The 13,094-nt window shown below is 68.9% G+C and carries 14 protein-coding genes; 1 reads left to right on the top strand and 13 read right to left on the bottom strand.

Annotated features, from left to right (window positions below; genetic code table 11):
• Nucleotides 1-45: 45 nt before the first annotated feature.
• The 13 genes from ABT130_RS19005 to ABT130_RS19065 form a co-directional block, all read right to left on the bottom strand.
• Nucleotides 46-1,128: a sensor histidine kinase gene (locus tag ABT130_RS19005; protein ID WP_350927323.1), complete on the bottom strand. Its 1,083-nt coding sequence runs from the start codon at nt 1,126-1,128 to the stop codon at nt 46-48.
• A 77-nt stretch (nt 1,129-1,205) separates the two neighbouring features.
• Entirely contained in the window at nt 1,206-2,021 is an 816-nt protein-coding gene (locus ABT130_RS19010) for a TrmH family RNA methyltransferase (protein WP_350927321.1), read from the bottom strand.
• 72 nt (nt 2,022-2,093) lie between these two features.
• The gene (gene rplT / locus ABT130_RS19015; protein ID WP_012892552.1) at nt 2,094-2,477 is read right to left on the bottom strand and encodes a 50S ribosomal protein L20; all 384 of its coding nucleotides are present in this window, start codon (nt 2,475-2,477) and stop codon (nt 2,094-2,096) included.
• Nucleotides 2,478-2,501: 24 nt separating this feature from the next.
• Nucleotides 2,502-2,696 carry a 50S ribosomal protein L35 gene (rpmI, locus tag ABT130_RS19020; protein WP_030920046.1) on the bottom strand — a complete coding sequence of 65 codons (195 nt, stop codon included), beginning with the start codon at nt 2,694-2,696 and terminating at the stop codon, nt 2,502-2,504.
• Between the two features lie 130 nt (nt 2,697-2,826).
• A complete protein-coding gene (infC, locus tag ABT130_RS19025; protein ID WP_451935649.1) occupies nt 2,827-3,444 on the bottom strand; it encodes a translation initiation factor IF-3 in 618 nt (205 codons plus the stop codon).
• Between the two features lie 347 nt (nt 3,445-3,791).
• Nucleotides 3,792-4,619, bottom strand: a complete 828-nt coding sequence (locus ABT130_RS19030) for a shikimate dehydrogenase (protein ID WP_350927316.1) — start codon at nt 4,617-4,619, stop codon at nt 3,792-3,794.
• The gene (gene mltG, locus ABT130_RS19035; RefSeq protein WP_350927314.1) at nt 4,613-5,788 is read right to left on the bottom strand and encodes an endolytic transglycosylase MltG; all 1,176 of its coding nucleotides are present in this window, start codon (nt 5,786-5,788) and stop codon (nt 4,613-4,615) included. Before mltG (ABT130_RS19035) ends, ABT130_RS19030 begins: the two co-directional genes overlap by 7 nt.
• A gap of 163 nt (nt 5,789-5,951) precedes the next feature.
• On the bottom strand, nt 5,952-6,785 hold the full coding sequence (mltG, locus tag ABT130_RS19040) for an endolytic transglycosylase MltG (protein ID WP_350956951.1): 834 nt from the start codon (nt 6,783-6,785) through the stop codon (nt 5,952-5,954).
• Nucleotides 6,782-7,255 (bottom strand): Holliday junction resolvase RuvX, encoded by a 474-nt coding sequence (ruvX, locus tag ABT130_RS19045; protein ID WP_350927353.1) that lies wholly within the window; start codon nt 7,253-7,255, stop codon nt 6,782-6,784. The genes mltG (ABT130_RS19040) and ruvX overlap by 4 nt, the downstream gene beginning before the upstream one ends.
• A gap of 52 nt (nt 7,256-7,307) precedes the next feature.
• Complete coding sequence (alaS, locus tag ABT130_RS19050; protein WP_350956952.1) at nt 7,308-9,980, bottom strand: alanine--tRNA ligase; 2,673 nt, start codon at nt 9,978-9,980, stop codon at nt 7,308-7,310.
• Between the two features lies 1 nt (nt 9,981).
• On the bottom strand, nt 9,982-10,236 hold the full coding sequence (locus ABT130_RS19055) for a hypothetical protein (RefSeq protein WP_350927308.1): 255 nt from the start codon (nt 10,234-10,236) through the stop codon (nt 9,982-9,984).
• Nucleotides 10,233-10,679 carry a DUF948 domain-containing protein gene (locus tag ABT130_RS19060; RefSeq protein ID WP_350927306.1) on the bottom strand — a complete coding sequence of 149 codons (447 nt, stop codon included), beginning with the start codon at nt 10,677-10,679 and terminating at the stop codon, nt 10,233-10,235. Before ABT130_RS19060 ends, ABT130_RS19055 begins: the two co-directional genes overlap by 4 nt.
• Nucleotides 10,680-10,810: 131 nt before the next feature.
• Nucleotides 10,811-11,782 carry a hypothetical protein gene (locus ABT130_RS19065; protein WP_350956954.1) on the bottom strand — a complete coding sequence of 324 codons (972 nt, stop codon included), beginning with the start codon at nt 11,780-11,782 and terminating at the stop codon, nt 10,811-10,813.
• Between the two features lie 178 nt (nt 11,783-11,960).
• On the opposite strand from ABT130_RS19065, the gene ABT130_RS19070 reads away from it, so the two are divergent.
• On the top strand, nt 11,961-13,037 hold the full coding sequence (locus ABT130_RS19070; protein ID WP_350956956.1) for an RNA-guided endonuclease InsQ/TnpB family protein: 1,077 nt from the start codon (nt 11,961-11,963) through the stop codon (nt 13,035-13,037).
• Nucleotides 13,038-13,094 lie beyond the last annotated feature (57 nt).

A 13,094-nucleotide genomic window follows, 5' to 3' on the forward strand; every position in this document is an offset into this window, starting at 1 on the left:
GGCCACGAGTCTAGTCGGGTAAGCCCACCGGGCTGGCATTCACGCTCAGGCGAAGTCAGGGGTGCCGGTGGGCACCATAAATCGAAACTCGGCGCCGCCCTCGGGTCCGCGCTGCACGGAGATGGTGCCACCGTGAGCCTCGATCAGCCCCTTGACGATGAACAGGCCGAGCCCGGTGCCGCCGCGGCGGCGGGCGTTGCCCCGCCAGAACTGCCGGAAGACGCGCGTGACCAGCTCGGGCGGGATGCCCTCTCCCTGGTCACGGACGGACACGGTCACTCCCCATTCGCTCGGTTCGACGACTATTGTCACCGTACCGCGCCCGTGCCGCACCGCGTTTTCCACCAGGTTGGCAAGCACCTGATCGATCTTGTCCTGGTCGAGCCAGGTCTCGGGCAGCTCACCGCGCACCTGGAGCAGGAAGCGGTCGTCCGGCTCACCCGCCGCCACCCGCCCCGCGATGACCTTGGAGATCCTGGCCGGGATGTCGACCACCTGGCGATGGATCTCCAGCCGCCCCGACTCGATACGCGAGACGTCGAGCAGCTCGGTGATCAGCCTGGTCACCCGGTCGGCGTCGGCGTTGACCGTCTCCAGCATGACCAGCTTCTGGTCGTCGGTGAAACGGGTCCACTTGGCCAGCAGGGTCGCGGTGAACCCCTTGACACTGGTCAGCGGGGAGCGCAGCTCGTGGGCGACCGTGGAGACCAGGTCGGCGCGGCTGCGCTCCAGGCGGGCACGGGCTCCGGTGTCACGCAGCGTGATGACCACCCGGACCACCTCGCCGCCCCGCAGTGGCTCTCGCACCAGCCGGGCGGCCACCAGCATCTCCTGGCCACCGAGGGTGCGCAGCGGCAGCTCGGGCTGGCGGGTGCGGGTGCGCAACCCGCCGTAGGTGTCGAGCCACTTCCACCAGTCGCGCCCGTCGTGGTCGTGAAAGGAGAACACGTCGCGCAGATGCCGCCCCGCGGCCTGTTCGCGGGTGACCCCGGTCAACCGGGCCGCGGCCCGGTTGACGGTCAGCACGTGGCCGTCCCCATCGGTCACCACGAGGCCGTCGGGAAGCTCGTCGACGTCGATCACAGAAGCGGGATCGGTGCTCCGCTCGCCGGTGTGTTCGCCGTGCACGACCCCGCCTCCTCGACGCTACATGGCCGACAATAGCGGGTTTCCCGCGTCGTACGGCAGCCTCGAGGCGGGGGGCGTCACCTGGCGCCGGGACCGGTGCGCTGAGACCGGGCAGATGCGTACAGACAGACCGCGGCGGCGGTCGCGAGGTTCAGGCTCTCGGCCCGCCCGTAGATCGGAACCCGGACGACGTCGTCGGCCAACTCCAAAATCTCCTCGGGAAGCCCCCAGGCCTCGTTGCCGAAGATCCAGGCCGTCGGGCCGGACAGGTCCATGTCGTCCAGGGTCTGCTTGCCCGCGCCGTCGGCGGCGAGCACCCGCAGCCCGGAACCCTTCAGGTGCTCCACGACCCGGGTCACATGGACACCCGTGGTGACCGGGAGATGGAACAGGCTGCCCGCGCTGGCCCGCACGCACTTGCCGTTGTAGGGATCGACCGAGGCGTCGGTGAAGACCACCGAGTCGGCACCCGCGGCGTCGGCGGTGCGCAGCACCGTGCCCGCGTTGCCGGGGTCGCGAACGTGGGCGAGCACGGCCACCAGCCTGGCGTCGGAGGTGACGGAGTCGTTCAGGGGCACGTGCACGAAGCGGCACACGGCCAGCAGTCCCTGGGGGGTGACGGTCTGGGCCAGCTCGGCCATGACCTCGCCACTGGCCCGGAATAGGGGCACCCCCGCGGCGGTGGCGGCGGCGATGACGTCGGCGTGGCGCAACTCGGCCTCGGCGGTGGCGAACAGCTCCACCACGACGCCGTCCAGCGCCAGCGCCTCACGGACCGCCTGTGGCCCCTCTGCCAAGAAGGAGCGGTCGCGGTCCCTGAAAGCCCGCTTGGTCAGCCTCCGCGCGGCCTTGACCCGCGGTGACTTGATATTGGTCAGCTCAGACCCGGCCATGCCCGTCCCCCAAGAATGCGAATGCGGTCCGCAGCGTCACCGCTGCGGACCGCATGGTCGTCAGTGTCTCGCTCAGCCGGCGACCGGCGCGTTCACGTCGGCCGGGAGCGCCTTCTTGGCGGCCTCGACCAGCGTCGCGAACGTGGCGGCGTCGTTGACCGCGAGGTCAGCGAGGATCTTGCGGTCGACCTCGATGGAGGCGAGCCGCAGGCCCTGGATGAGCCTGTTGTAGGTGATGCCGTTCTGGCGGGCAGCGGCGTTGATGCGCTGGATCCAGAGACGGCGGAAGGTGCCCTTGCGGTCCTTGCGGTCGCGGTAGGCGTACGTCATCGAGTGGAGCATCTGCTCCTTGGCCTTGCGGTACAGCCTGGAACGCTGACCCCGATAGCCCTTCGCCCGCTCGAGAACGACCTTGCGCTTCTTCTTGGCGTTGATCGCCCGCTTCACGCGTGCCATGTGTATCTATCTCCCCGGGGGCGGTTACTTAGCGAGCAGCTTCTTGATCTTCTTGGAGTCGGCGTCGGAGAGCACGACCTCGGGCTTGAGACGACGCGTCAAGGTGGACGGCTTGTGCTCGTTGTAGTGCGCACGGTTGGCGCGGCGGCGCACAAGCTTGCCGGAACCCGTGAGCCTGAACCGCTTCTTCGCACCGCTGTGCGTCTTCATCTTCGGCATCTCAGCCGTCTCTCCCTCGATCGTGCCGATGTCCCGGGCCGGTAACCCAAGTCAAGGGCATGCCTGACTACGAGACCGGACCCGGTCTCGACGTGATATCGCGACTACCTGACGATCCAGGCTATGCGAGTTACTCCTGCGGGGCAGCCACCGCTCCGTTGACGGACACCTCGTCGTTGACGTGCGTCTCGCCGCCGGCCGGCGACCTGTCCCCCGAGGGGTTCTCGTCATGCCGCGCCTTGGCCGCCGCCTTCTCGGCCTTGGCCTCAGCCTTCTTCTTGTGCGGGCCGATCACCATGATCATGTTTCGGCCGTCCTGCTTGGGCTGGGACTCGACGAAGCCGAGCTCCGTCACGTCCTCCGCCAGTCGCTGCAGGAGCCGGAAGCCCAGCTCGGGCCGGGACTGCTCCCGACCACGGAACATGATGGTGACCTTGACCTTGTCGCCGGCCTTGAGGAACCGCACCACGTGACCCTTCTTGGTCTCGTAGTCGTGCGGGTCGATCTTCGGCCGGAGCTTGATCTCCTTGATGATGGTGTACGCCTGGTTACGGCGCGCCTCGCGTGCCTTCATCGCGGACTCGTACTTGAACTTGCCGTAGTCCATGAGCTTGCACACTGGCGGGCGAGCCGTCGCCGCGACCTCGACCAGGTCGAGGTCGGCTTCTTGAGCCAGCTTCAAAGCATCGCCGATGGAGACGATGCCCACCTGTTCGCCGTTCGGGCCCACGAGGCGGACCTCGGGCACGCGAATGCGGTCATTGATGCGGGGCTCGGCGCTGATGGGGCCTCCTAGGTTGCGATCCGCGACCTTTCTTACGAAAGGTCGCAACATGCTCGATCGTGCCGGGAAGTCGCAGAACACGCACCCGATAAAGGCGCGTCGAACGCAAGATGCCCCGCACGTCACGCATGCGGGGCCACATGAACTCGAAGGCTTTATGCCGTTAAGCTCGCCGGAAACCTACCCGGTGTGATCCTGACCTGTCAGCCTTGCGGCCGACGAGGTGGGAGGATGACCTCCGCTTGCGCGTCCAGCAGGAACGCCGGACCGATCGATTAGTCACTCTACCACAACGACATGCTCACCCAGAATCATTCCGTCGAGGCGGCACGCCTGACGATCTCGCTCTTCCCCGCCTCGCGCATCGCCTCCACCGGCACGTCCGCGCGGCCGGTCATCATCTCGACCTGCCGGACGGCCTGGTGCAGGAGCATCGGGAAACCTCCGACGACAGTCCCGCCCCGCTCGGCCACCGCCGCCGCCGGTCGAGTGGGCCAGGGTGCGTAGACCACGTCGAAGAGCGCCGGCACGTCCGCCAGCGACTCGGTGAAACCGTCGGCCGCGCCGGAGGGCAGGGTCGAGACGACCAGGTCGACCCCCAGCGCGGTGTCGAGCTTGTCGAAGGTCTGCACCGTCAGGCTCATGTCCAGCCGCTCGGCCGTCTCGACGGTCTCCGCCGCCCTGGACGGGTCACGGACCACGAGGGTCGCCTCGCCCAGACCCAGCTCACGCAGGGCGGCCAGCGCGGAGGAGGCCGTCGCGCCCCCGCCGAGGACGGTCGCGGAGGCGGGCGGGGCCACGCCCGCCTCCGCGAGCGCCCGGACGATGCCGTACACGTCGGTGTTGTCCCCGTGCCGGGCGCCGTCGCGCAGGATCACCGTGTTGGCCCCACCCACCTGGAGTGCGAGCTCCGAGACGGTGTCGAGCAGCGGCAGCACGGCCCGCTTGAGCGGCATGGTGAGCGAGAGCCCCGCCCAGTCGGCGTCCAGCCCGTCGAGGAGGCCGGGGAGCCCGGCCTCGTCGCACTCGATCGCCTCGTAGCGCCAGTCGTGCAGGCCCATGCCCTCGTAGGCGGCGCGGTGCAGGTACGGGGAGAGCGAGTGGGCGATCGGCGACCCCAGGACCGCCGCTCTCAGCATCCGTTCCCCTTGTTTCTCTCGTACTCGGCCTTGAGCGCGAAGAAGTCCGTCTCCGTCGAGGCGAACTTGGTGATCTGCCGCGCCGGGCAGGTGGTCACGAACCAGACCCAGTCCCCCTTGGTGGGGTTGAGCGCCGCCTGGATGGCGTCGTCTCCCGGGTTGGCGATCGGTCCGGGAGGCAGGCCCTCGAACCTGTAGGTGTTGTAGGGCGAGGAACTCTCAAGATCCTTGTGGGAGGACTCGATGCCGTACTTGTTCAGCCCGTACATCACCGTGCTGTCCATCTCCAGCTTGCGGCGGGGATTGCCGTCGAGCCGGTTGTAGATGACCCGGGCCACCTTGCCCATGTCCTCTTTGGTACCGGACTCGGCCTGGACGATGCTGGCGATCGTCATGATCTCGTGCGGAGTGTGCCCGAGTTCCTTGGCCTTACCCTGCAGGTCGTCCTTCTCCGCCGTCTGGGTGAAGCGCTCGACCAGCGCGACCAGGATGTCGGAGGGCGTCATCTTGGGCCTGATGTCGTAGGTGGCCGGGAAGGCGTAGCCCTCCAGCCTGCCCCTGGCGTAGGACGGCAGGCCGAGCTTCCGGCTGTTCTTGGCCGCCTGCTGGAACTCCCTGAGCGGCTTGCCGGTCTTCTCGGCGAGTTGCTTGAGGGTGTCGCTCAGGCGCAGCCCCTCCTTGAGGGTGACCCTCTCCAGCAGCCGCTTCGCCGGATCGAGAAGCTTGACGGCCTCCGCGGCCGCCATCTGCTTGCGCATGCTGTATTCGCCAGGCTGCAGGGAGGAGCTCTTGCCCGCCTGGGCAACGGCGTTGACGAAGGCTTTGACGCTCTTCACCACGCCCTGCTCCTCCAGGGTCTGGGCGACGTCGGAGGCGTTCTGGCCGTCCTTGATCTCCACGACGACCTCGCCGGACCCGGGTCCGGTGTAGTCGTCCGGGGTCATCACGTCGCGGACCCAGGTGTAGCCGTAGAAGCCGGCGGCACCGATGCCGCCGAACAGCACGATGACCGCGAGCATGGGGGCGAGGAAGCCGCCCCGGTTACGACGGCGCTTCCTGCGCCGGCCACGCCGGCCACCGGAGTCGCGTCCTGAGGACGCGCGAGATCTTCGGCCCGGCCGACCTTCGTCGTCGGAGCCGACCAGGAAGTCCATATCGAGATCGTTCATAGAGGCGCTGGCCAATCTCCCGCTAGGGACGGCCTGGCGTCAAGCGGGTGTGCCAAACCGAAGGAAAGCACCCGGCCAGACCTTCCGGTGTTCCGGAAGTGATCGTCTGGTTCGCGGGTACGGGGCGCCGCATGCGGCGGAACGGGGGGTGTTCCGCCGGGCATCAACGCTTCCCGAGGTATCTGTTCAGCTCTTCCCGGTATCTCACAAACTCACTCTCTTTGTCAGTGAATTTCGTGATTCTATGCTCCGGATCTGTGGTTACAAACCAGAACCAATCACCTTGATCTGGCCGAAGTGCCGCGATCAACGCCTTCTCCCCGGGGTTCGCGATGGGTCCGGGGGGCAGGCCAGGTCTGCGATAGATGTTGTACGGAGACCTCACCTCGGTGTCCTTCTCGGACACCTCCAGGGTCCTGCGCCCCTGCGCGTACAGCACCGTGGTGTCCAGTTGAAGTGGCGTTCCTGCCCTGATCCGGTTGTAGATCACTCTAGCGATCTTCGGATAGTCCGGGTCCCGCCCACCCTCCGCCTGGACGATGCTCGCCATCGTGACAGCCTCCAGGGGGGTCAACCGCTTCCTGGCGGCCCGCTCCTTGAGGTCGAGTTGCTCGGCGGCCTGTTTGTAACGTTCCACCATCGCGACCGGCACGTCCTGAGCGGTCGTGCCGGGCTCGATCTCGTAGGTGGCGGGGAAGCGGAGCCTGAAGTGGCCGGGGTGCAGGCTGCCCGTCCTGGCCTGCTCCTCCGCCGTCCTGACGAACGCCCTGACGAACGCCCTGGCACTTGCCACCACTCCGGCGTCGGCCGGCGCCGGCCCGATCGCACCGGCACTCGCCCCCTCGGAGATCTCGACGACCGTGCCGGACCCCGGCCCCTCGAAGTCGGCGGGCATGAGATAGGGGCGGACCACGACGAGCCCGGCCGCCGTCCCGGCGACGGCGGCGAGCACCGTCGCCCCGGCCACCAACAGCCATATCGGCCGCGGACGGCTCACCGAACGGTCCCGCCGCCCGGTGGCGCGACAGGGCTGCCGGGAGGCCTGCCGGTGGCGCGTTCGGCGTCCAGCGCCGCCTGGAGCAGCACGACGGCGGCAGCCTGGTCCACCACACCGCGCTGGTTCTTCGCCTTCACCCCGCTGGCCCGCAGTCCCTGCTGGGCGGTGACGGTGGTCAACCGCTCGTCGAACATCCGCACCGGGACGGGCGCCAACCGGAGTGCGATCCGGTTCGCGAAGTCACGGGCGACGGCCGCCGCCTGCCCCTCGCGCCCGGAGAGCGAGGTCGGCAGGCCGACCACCACCTCGACGACCTCGTACTCGGCCGCGATCTCCGCGAGCCGGTCGAGGTCGCCCCTGCCACGCCGGACGGTCTCCACCGGCGTGGCCAGCAACCCCGAGGGATCGCTTCTGGCCACGCCGATACGGACCGAGCCGGCATCGACGCCCAGCCGAATGCCGTTTCTCATCATCTCTGTCTCCACCCTCGTACCGGCCGCGGCTCGAGAGTGTCGTTCCCCATCAGGTGAGCGTCTGTGTGATCGCCTGGTCGACGGCCGCGAGCGCCTCGTCGATCGCCTCGGGACGCACACCGCCTCCCTGAGCGACGTCATCCTTACCGCCACCGCCACCTCCGAGTGCCTTCGCGGCGACGCCGACCAGACGGCCGGCCTTCAGGCCACGATCGCGTCCCACCTCGTTGACCGCGGCCACGACGACCGGCCGGTCATTGGGGACACCGGCGACGACGACGACCGCAGCGCGGTCGCTCGGGAACCGGCCGCGCACGTCGAGTGCGAGTTTACGCAGATCATCAGGAGATGTTCCATCAGGCGCACGGTGCGTCACAACGGAGACTCCATGCAGATCACGGGCGTTTCCCGCCATCTCCCCCGCACCGGCGAGCGCCTGGGCCGAGCGCAACGTGGCCAGTTCCTTCTCCGCGGAGCGCAACCGGGTGACGATGCCCTCGACGCGTTCGGGGAGCTCTTCCCTGCGCGCCTTGAGCTGCTCCGACAACTGGGCGACGAGCACGCTCTCCCTGGCCAGGAAGCGGAACGCGTCGAGGCCGACCAGGGCCTCCACGCGGCGCACCCCCGCACCGATCGAGGCCTCACCCAGCACCTTGACCAGGCCCAGCTGCCCGGAGCTGGCGACGTGGGTGCCACCGCAGAGCTCACGGGAGTACTCACCGACCTCGACGATGCGGACGGTGTCGCCGTACTTCTCACCGAACAGGGCCAGCGCGCCCATCGCGCGGGCCTCGGCCTGGGAGGTGTGGAAGGCGTTGACCCGCAGGTCGTTGATCAGGACCGCGTTGACCTCATCCTCGACATCGCGCAACACGCTGGGCGACACGGCGCCCGCGGCGGTGAAGTCGAAGCGGAAGCGGCCCGGCGAGTTCTCGGAACCGGCCTGCGCCGCGGTCTCGCCCAGCGCGTTGCGGAAGCCCCGGTGCACCAGGTGGGTGGCGGTGTGGCTGCGGGAGATGGCCCGGCGCCGCTCGACGTCGATCTCGGCCTGGGCCGTCTCGCCCACCCGGATCTCCCCGGTACGGACCTTGCCCCGGTGCACGACGAGGCCGGCGACCGGGGACTGCACGTCCACGATCTCCACCTCGGCCCCGCCGGTGCGGATGAGGCCCTGGTCGGAGAGCTGGCCACCGCCCTCGGCGTAGAACGGGGTGCGGCTCAGCACGACCTCGACCGTCGTACCCGCGCCCGCCGCGGCGACGGAGGCGCCGTCGACGAGGAGGCCGGCGACCTCGGCCTCGGCCGTCACGTGGTCGTAGCCGAGGAACTCGACCTTGCCGGCCTTCTCCAGGAGCTGGCCGAAGACCGAGATGTCGGCGTTGCCGGTCTTCTTGGAGGCGGCGTCGGCCTTGGCCCGGTCGCGCTGCTCCTTCATCAGCCGGCGGAAGCCCTCCTCGTCGACCTGCAGCCCCTGCTCGGAGGCCATCTCCAGGGTCAGGTCGATCGGGAAGCCGTAGGTGTCGTGGAGCTGGAAGGCCTGGTCGGCCGCGAGCGTGCCCCGCCCCTTGCGCTTGGTCTCCTCGGCCGCCACGTCGAAGATCGCGGTGCCGGTGCGGAGGGTGCCGAGGAAGGACCCCTCCTCCGCGTCGATGACGCCGTGGATCTGCGGGGCGTCGGCCTTGAGCTCCGCGTACTGCCGGCCCATGACATCGATGGTCACCGCGGTGAGCTCGTGCATGTAGCGCTCCTCGCCCGCGCCGAGCAGGCGCAGGTTACGGATGGCACGGCGCAGGATGCGGCGGAGCACGTATCCCCGGCCCTCGTTGGAGGGCAGCACCCCGTCGGCCACGAGCATCACGCCGGTCCTGACGTGGTCGGCGATGACCCGCAGCGAGACGTCGGCGCGCTCGTCGCGGCCGTAACGCGTCTTGGTGAGCTCCGCGGCCCGGTCAAGGATCTTGTACGTGGTGTCGATCTCGTAGATGTTGTCGACGCCCTGCAGGATCGCCGCCATGCGCTCCAGGCCCATGCCCGTGTCGACGCTCTTGGCCGGCAGCTCGCCGACGATGTCGAAGTCCACCTTGCTGCGGACCGCACCGAGCTGGAACTGCATGAAGACGTTGTTCCACACCTCGAGGTAGCGGTTCTCGTCGACGATCGGGCCGCCCTCGCGCCCGTACTCGGCACCGCGGTCGTAGTAGATCTCGCTGCACGGCCCGCCAGGACCCGGCACGCCCATGTGCCAGTAGTTGTCCGCCAGGTCACGGCGCTGGATGCGCTCCAGCGGCACTCCGGCCTTCCTGTGCCAGATGTCGGCGGCCTCGTCGTCGTCGAGGTAGACGGTGACCCAGAGGCGGTCCTCGGGGAAGCCGAACCCACCCTCGGACTCGGGCTTGGTCAGCAGCTCCCAGGCGAACGGGATCGCCTGCTCCTTGAAGTAGTCGCCGAAGGAGAAGTTTCCGAGCATCTGGAAGAAGCTGGCGTGCCTGGTCGTCTTGCCGACCTCGTCGATGTCGAGGGTCCTGACGACCTTCTGCGCGCTGGTGGCCCGCTTGTAGGGCGGCTTCTGCTGGCCCAGGAAGTAGGGCTTGAAGGGCACCATGCCCGCGTTGACCAGAAGCAGTGTCGGGTCCTCGGCGATGAGGCTGGCCGAGGGCACAACGGTGTGCCCACGCTCCTCGAAGAAGCGCAGGAAGCGGCGGGCGATCTCTGCCGACTCCATGTCAGCGGCCATCCTTTACGTTGGAGTGATAGGGGTTTTCCACAGTGTCGAGCCCGAACCTGGATCGCAACTCGGTTTCCCGCTCGGCCGCGCCCCGCAGGGCGTCCTCCGCGAGATCCCGCGCCTGCTCCAGGACCCCGCCCGCGTTCCGAACGGCCCGGCGGGCCAGATGGTTCGGGTGCAGTGCCTGAAGCTTACGCATGACCCACAGCGCGCCGAACGCGCCCAGGCCCATGTAGAACAGCCTGCGGATCATCTCCGCCGCCTTTCCAGCGCCTGCGCGGCGGGCCTGGCGCGCCTGCGGGCACCCACGGCCCGGCGGACACCGTGGGTGAGGGCCGCGACCTTGATCAGCGGCCCGGTGACCAGGTTCTGGGTGACGTCGCTGACCTTGGCCACGTGCCCGCTGACCTGCTTGACGTCCCTGGTGATCGCCTCGATGGCGACCAGCTGACGGTTGGTCTCGCCGACGGCGGCCGACACGTCCTCCAGCAGCGGCACGACGCGGTCGCCCAGCTGGGAGACCATCTTGGTGGTCTCGGTGAGCAGGCGGGCCAGCCTGACCATGACGACGGCCATGAAACAGACCAGGATCGCCCAGGCCATCGCGACGATCAGCCCCGCGACCTCTCCTGCGGTAAGCATGTGCGGACCCGTCCCCTCATAGGTGACCCCGGCCATGGTCGGGTGGATTGGCAAAACCCTATCGTGCCCGATATCACTCATCCTCACTTACCGCGCGCGACCGGACCACGCCTTCGGGGCCGGCCGGTCCTTTCGGGGAAGGCCCGCCTCCGAAGGACCCTGGCGCTCTTCGGACCGCACGGGGTTCACGGTGCCTCCGCGCCCGCGGCCGCGCCCGGCCCGCCCTCCGTACCGTACGGGGAGCGCACGGTCCGCGGGCCGTACCCGAAGGCGTCCACGCACAGCTGCGCGAACCGGTCGACCCCGGGGAGCATGAGGGCCCAGCCGGCCAGCGCCCAGCCGAGGTGGATATGGGTGAGGACGTACGCCATCGCGGCCACGCCCTGGAAAACCCGCCCGTCCGCGCGCTCGTAGCTGATCCGGCGCGGCCCCGAGGGGTGCTCCTCGGCGGCCAGCACCCGCAGCCCCGCGGGCCGCCTGCGGACGATCCATCTCCCCACTGCCGAGCACGCGACGCAGCCGCCTGACACGTACACCGAGGCCGGCGGCATGACGGGCCGCAGGCGCGGCACCCATGGACGGACGGCCCGCCGGTAGGCCGCCCACTCCTCGCCGAAACGGCCGGTGAGCTGCTCCCCCTCGTGCCAGGCCGCCAGACCGGCGCCGTAGGCGAGGACGACCGGCACCGCGGCGAGGAACCGCGGGTCGAGGAGGCCGAGGACGAGACAGGTCCCGGCCATCGAGACCTGCATCGGGTTTCGCACATATCCGTAGGGGCCGCCGGTCACCAGCTTTCTGGGCGGGTCGTACGGCAGCGGCGTGCCGCCTCCGAAGATCGCGAACTCGCGTACCGCGGCCACGCCGAGCAGCAGCGGCACGGCGAGCGCCTGGACAAGGAGGCCGAGCACCCAGCCCGGTTGCCGCCAGACCTCGGTCAGCGCGACGGGCAGGACCACTCCGAGACCGCCCGCGAGAACCACCTGCAGCAGGGAGCGGGTGGGCAGCCTGAGGTCTCGCACAACCCCTGGGGATCGCTCCTTGCCCCGGAGAGTCATCGAGCGCGCTTCCGGGAGGGTGCCGATACCCAGGGAGCGGCGCGGGGTGAAGGTGATCTCCCGCTGGTCACCGCCCCTCAGCCCCGATCCCTCGGCGCGCACCGGGGAAGGAAAGCCCAGAGGCCGATGTCGCTCCGCGACCTGGCCTACGCGGCGATCACCTTCTACCTGGGCGTCAACCTGTTCACCGGAATTGCAGCGTGGAAGCCCCGTCGTTCGCGGCGGGGAGGAAACGCGGAAAACGGTGCCGTCCGGTAGCGGTGAGTGACAGACTCGGTGCGTGCTGGTGACGGAGATGCTGAAACTCGCGCCCTCACCTGAACAGGGGCGGGCGCTGCTGGCGACGATGCGCGCGTGCAACGCCGCCGCCACTAGGGCAGCCGAGATCGCTTTTGCCCACCGCACCGCGAACAAGCTCGTACTGCAGAAGCTCGTCTACGCCGACCTGCGCCAGGAGTTCGGGCTGTCGGCGCAAATGGCCGTCCGCTCCATCGCCAAGGCCTGCCAGGCCTACAAGCGCGACAAGACCATCAAGCCGGTCTTCCGCCAGCTGGGGGCGGTCGCCTACGACCCGCGCATCCTCACCTGGAAAGGCCCAGATTCGATCAGTCTCCTCACCTTGAGCGGCCGGGTCGTCGTGCCCGTTCTCTACCGGGGGCGGTGGCTGAACAGTGCAGGAGCGACCCTGCGGGGGCAGGCGGATCTCGTCTATCGCGACGGCGTGTTCTTCCTCTCCGTGGTCGTCGAGGTGCCCGCTCCACCCTCGGGGGAGGAGCCGAGGGAGTGGCTGGGGGTGGATCTGGGCATCGTCAACCTCGCCACCGACTCCACGGGTGAGTCCTACAGCGGCAAGGGGGTACGGGCGGTGCGGCGGCGTAACGCCCGCCTACGGGCCCGCCTCCAGGCCAAGGGCACGAAATCCGCCAAGCGGCTGCTGAAGAGGCGCCGCCGTAAGGAGTCGCGGTTTGCCCGCGACGTCAACCACGTCATCTCCAAACAACTGGTCGGCAAGGCCAAAGACACCCGCGCCGGGATCGCCCTGGAAGACCTTCAAGGCATTCGGGACCGGGTCACGGTTCGTAAGGCTCAGCGTGCCGACCTGAACTCCTGGGGTTTTCATCAACTGCGCACGTTCGTGGCGTACAAGGCCGCCCTGGCCGGGGTGGTCGTACGGCTGGTGGACCCGCGCAACACCTCCCGTACCTGCCCAGGCTGCGGTCACATCGACAAACGGAACCGTCCTACCCGGGATGGGTTCCGGTGTGTTTCGTGCGGGCTCGCTGGCCCGGCGGACTACTTCGCGGCGATCAACATCGGTCGCCGGGCAGTGCGTCACGCTGCCGACGACGCGGCCTGAACCGTCGAATCCATCGACGGCAAGGAGCTGCAAGCTCGGCCCCCTCGGGGCCGAGAA

Origin of the sequence: Streptosporangium sp. NPDC001681 (assembly GCF_040298085.1) — a bacterium.
Classification (GTDB): Bacteria; Actinomycetota; Actinomycetes; order Streptosporangiales; family Streptosporangiaceae; genus Streptosporangium.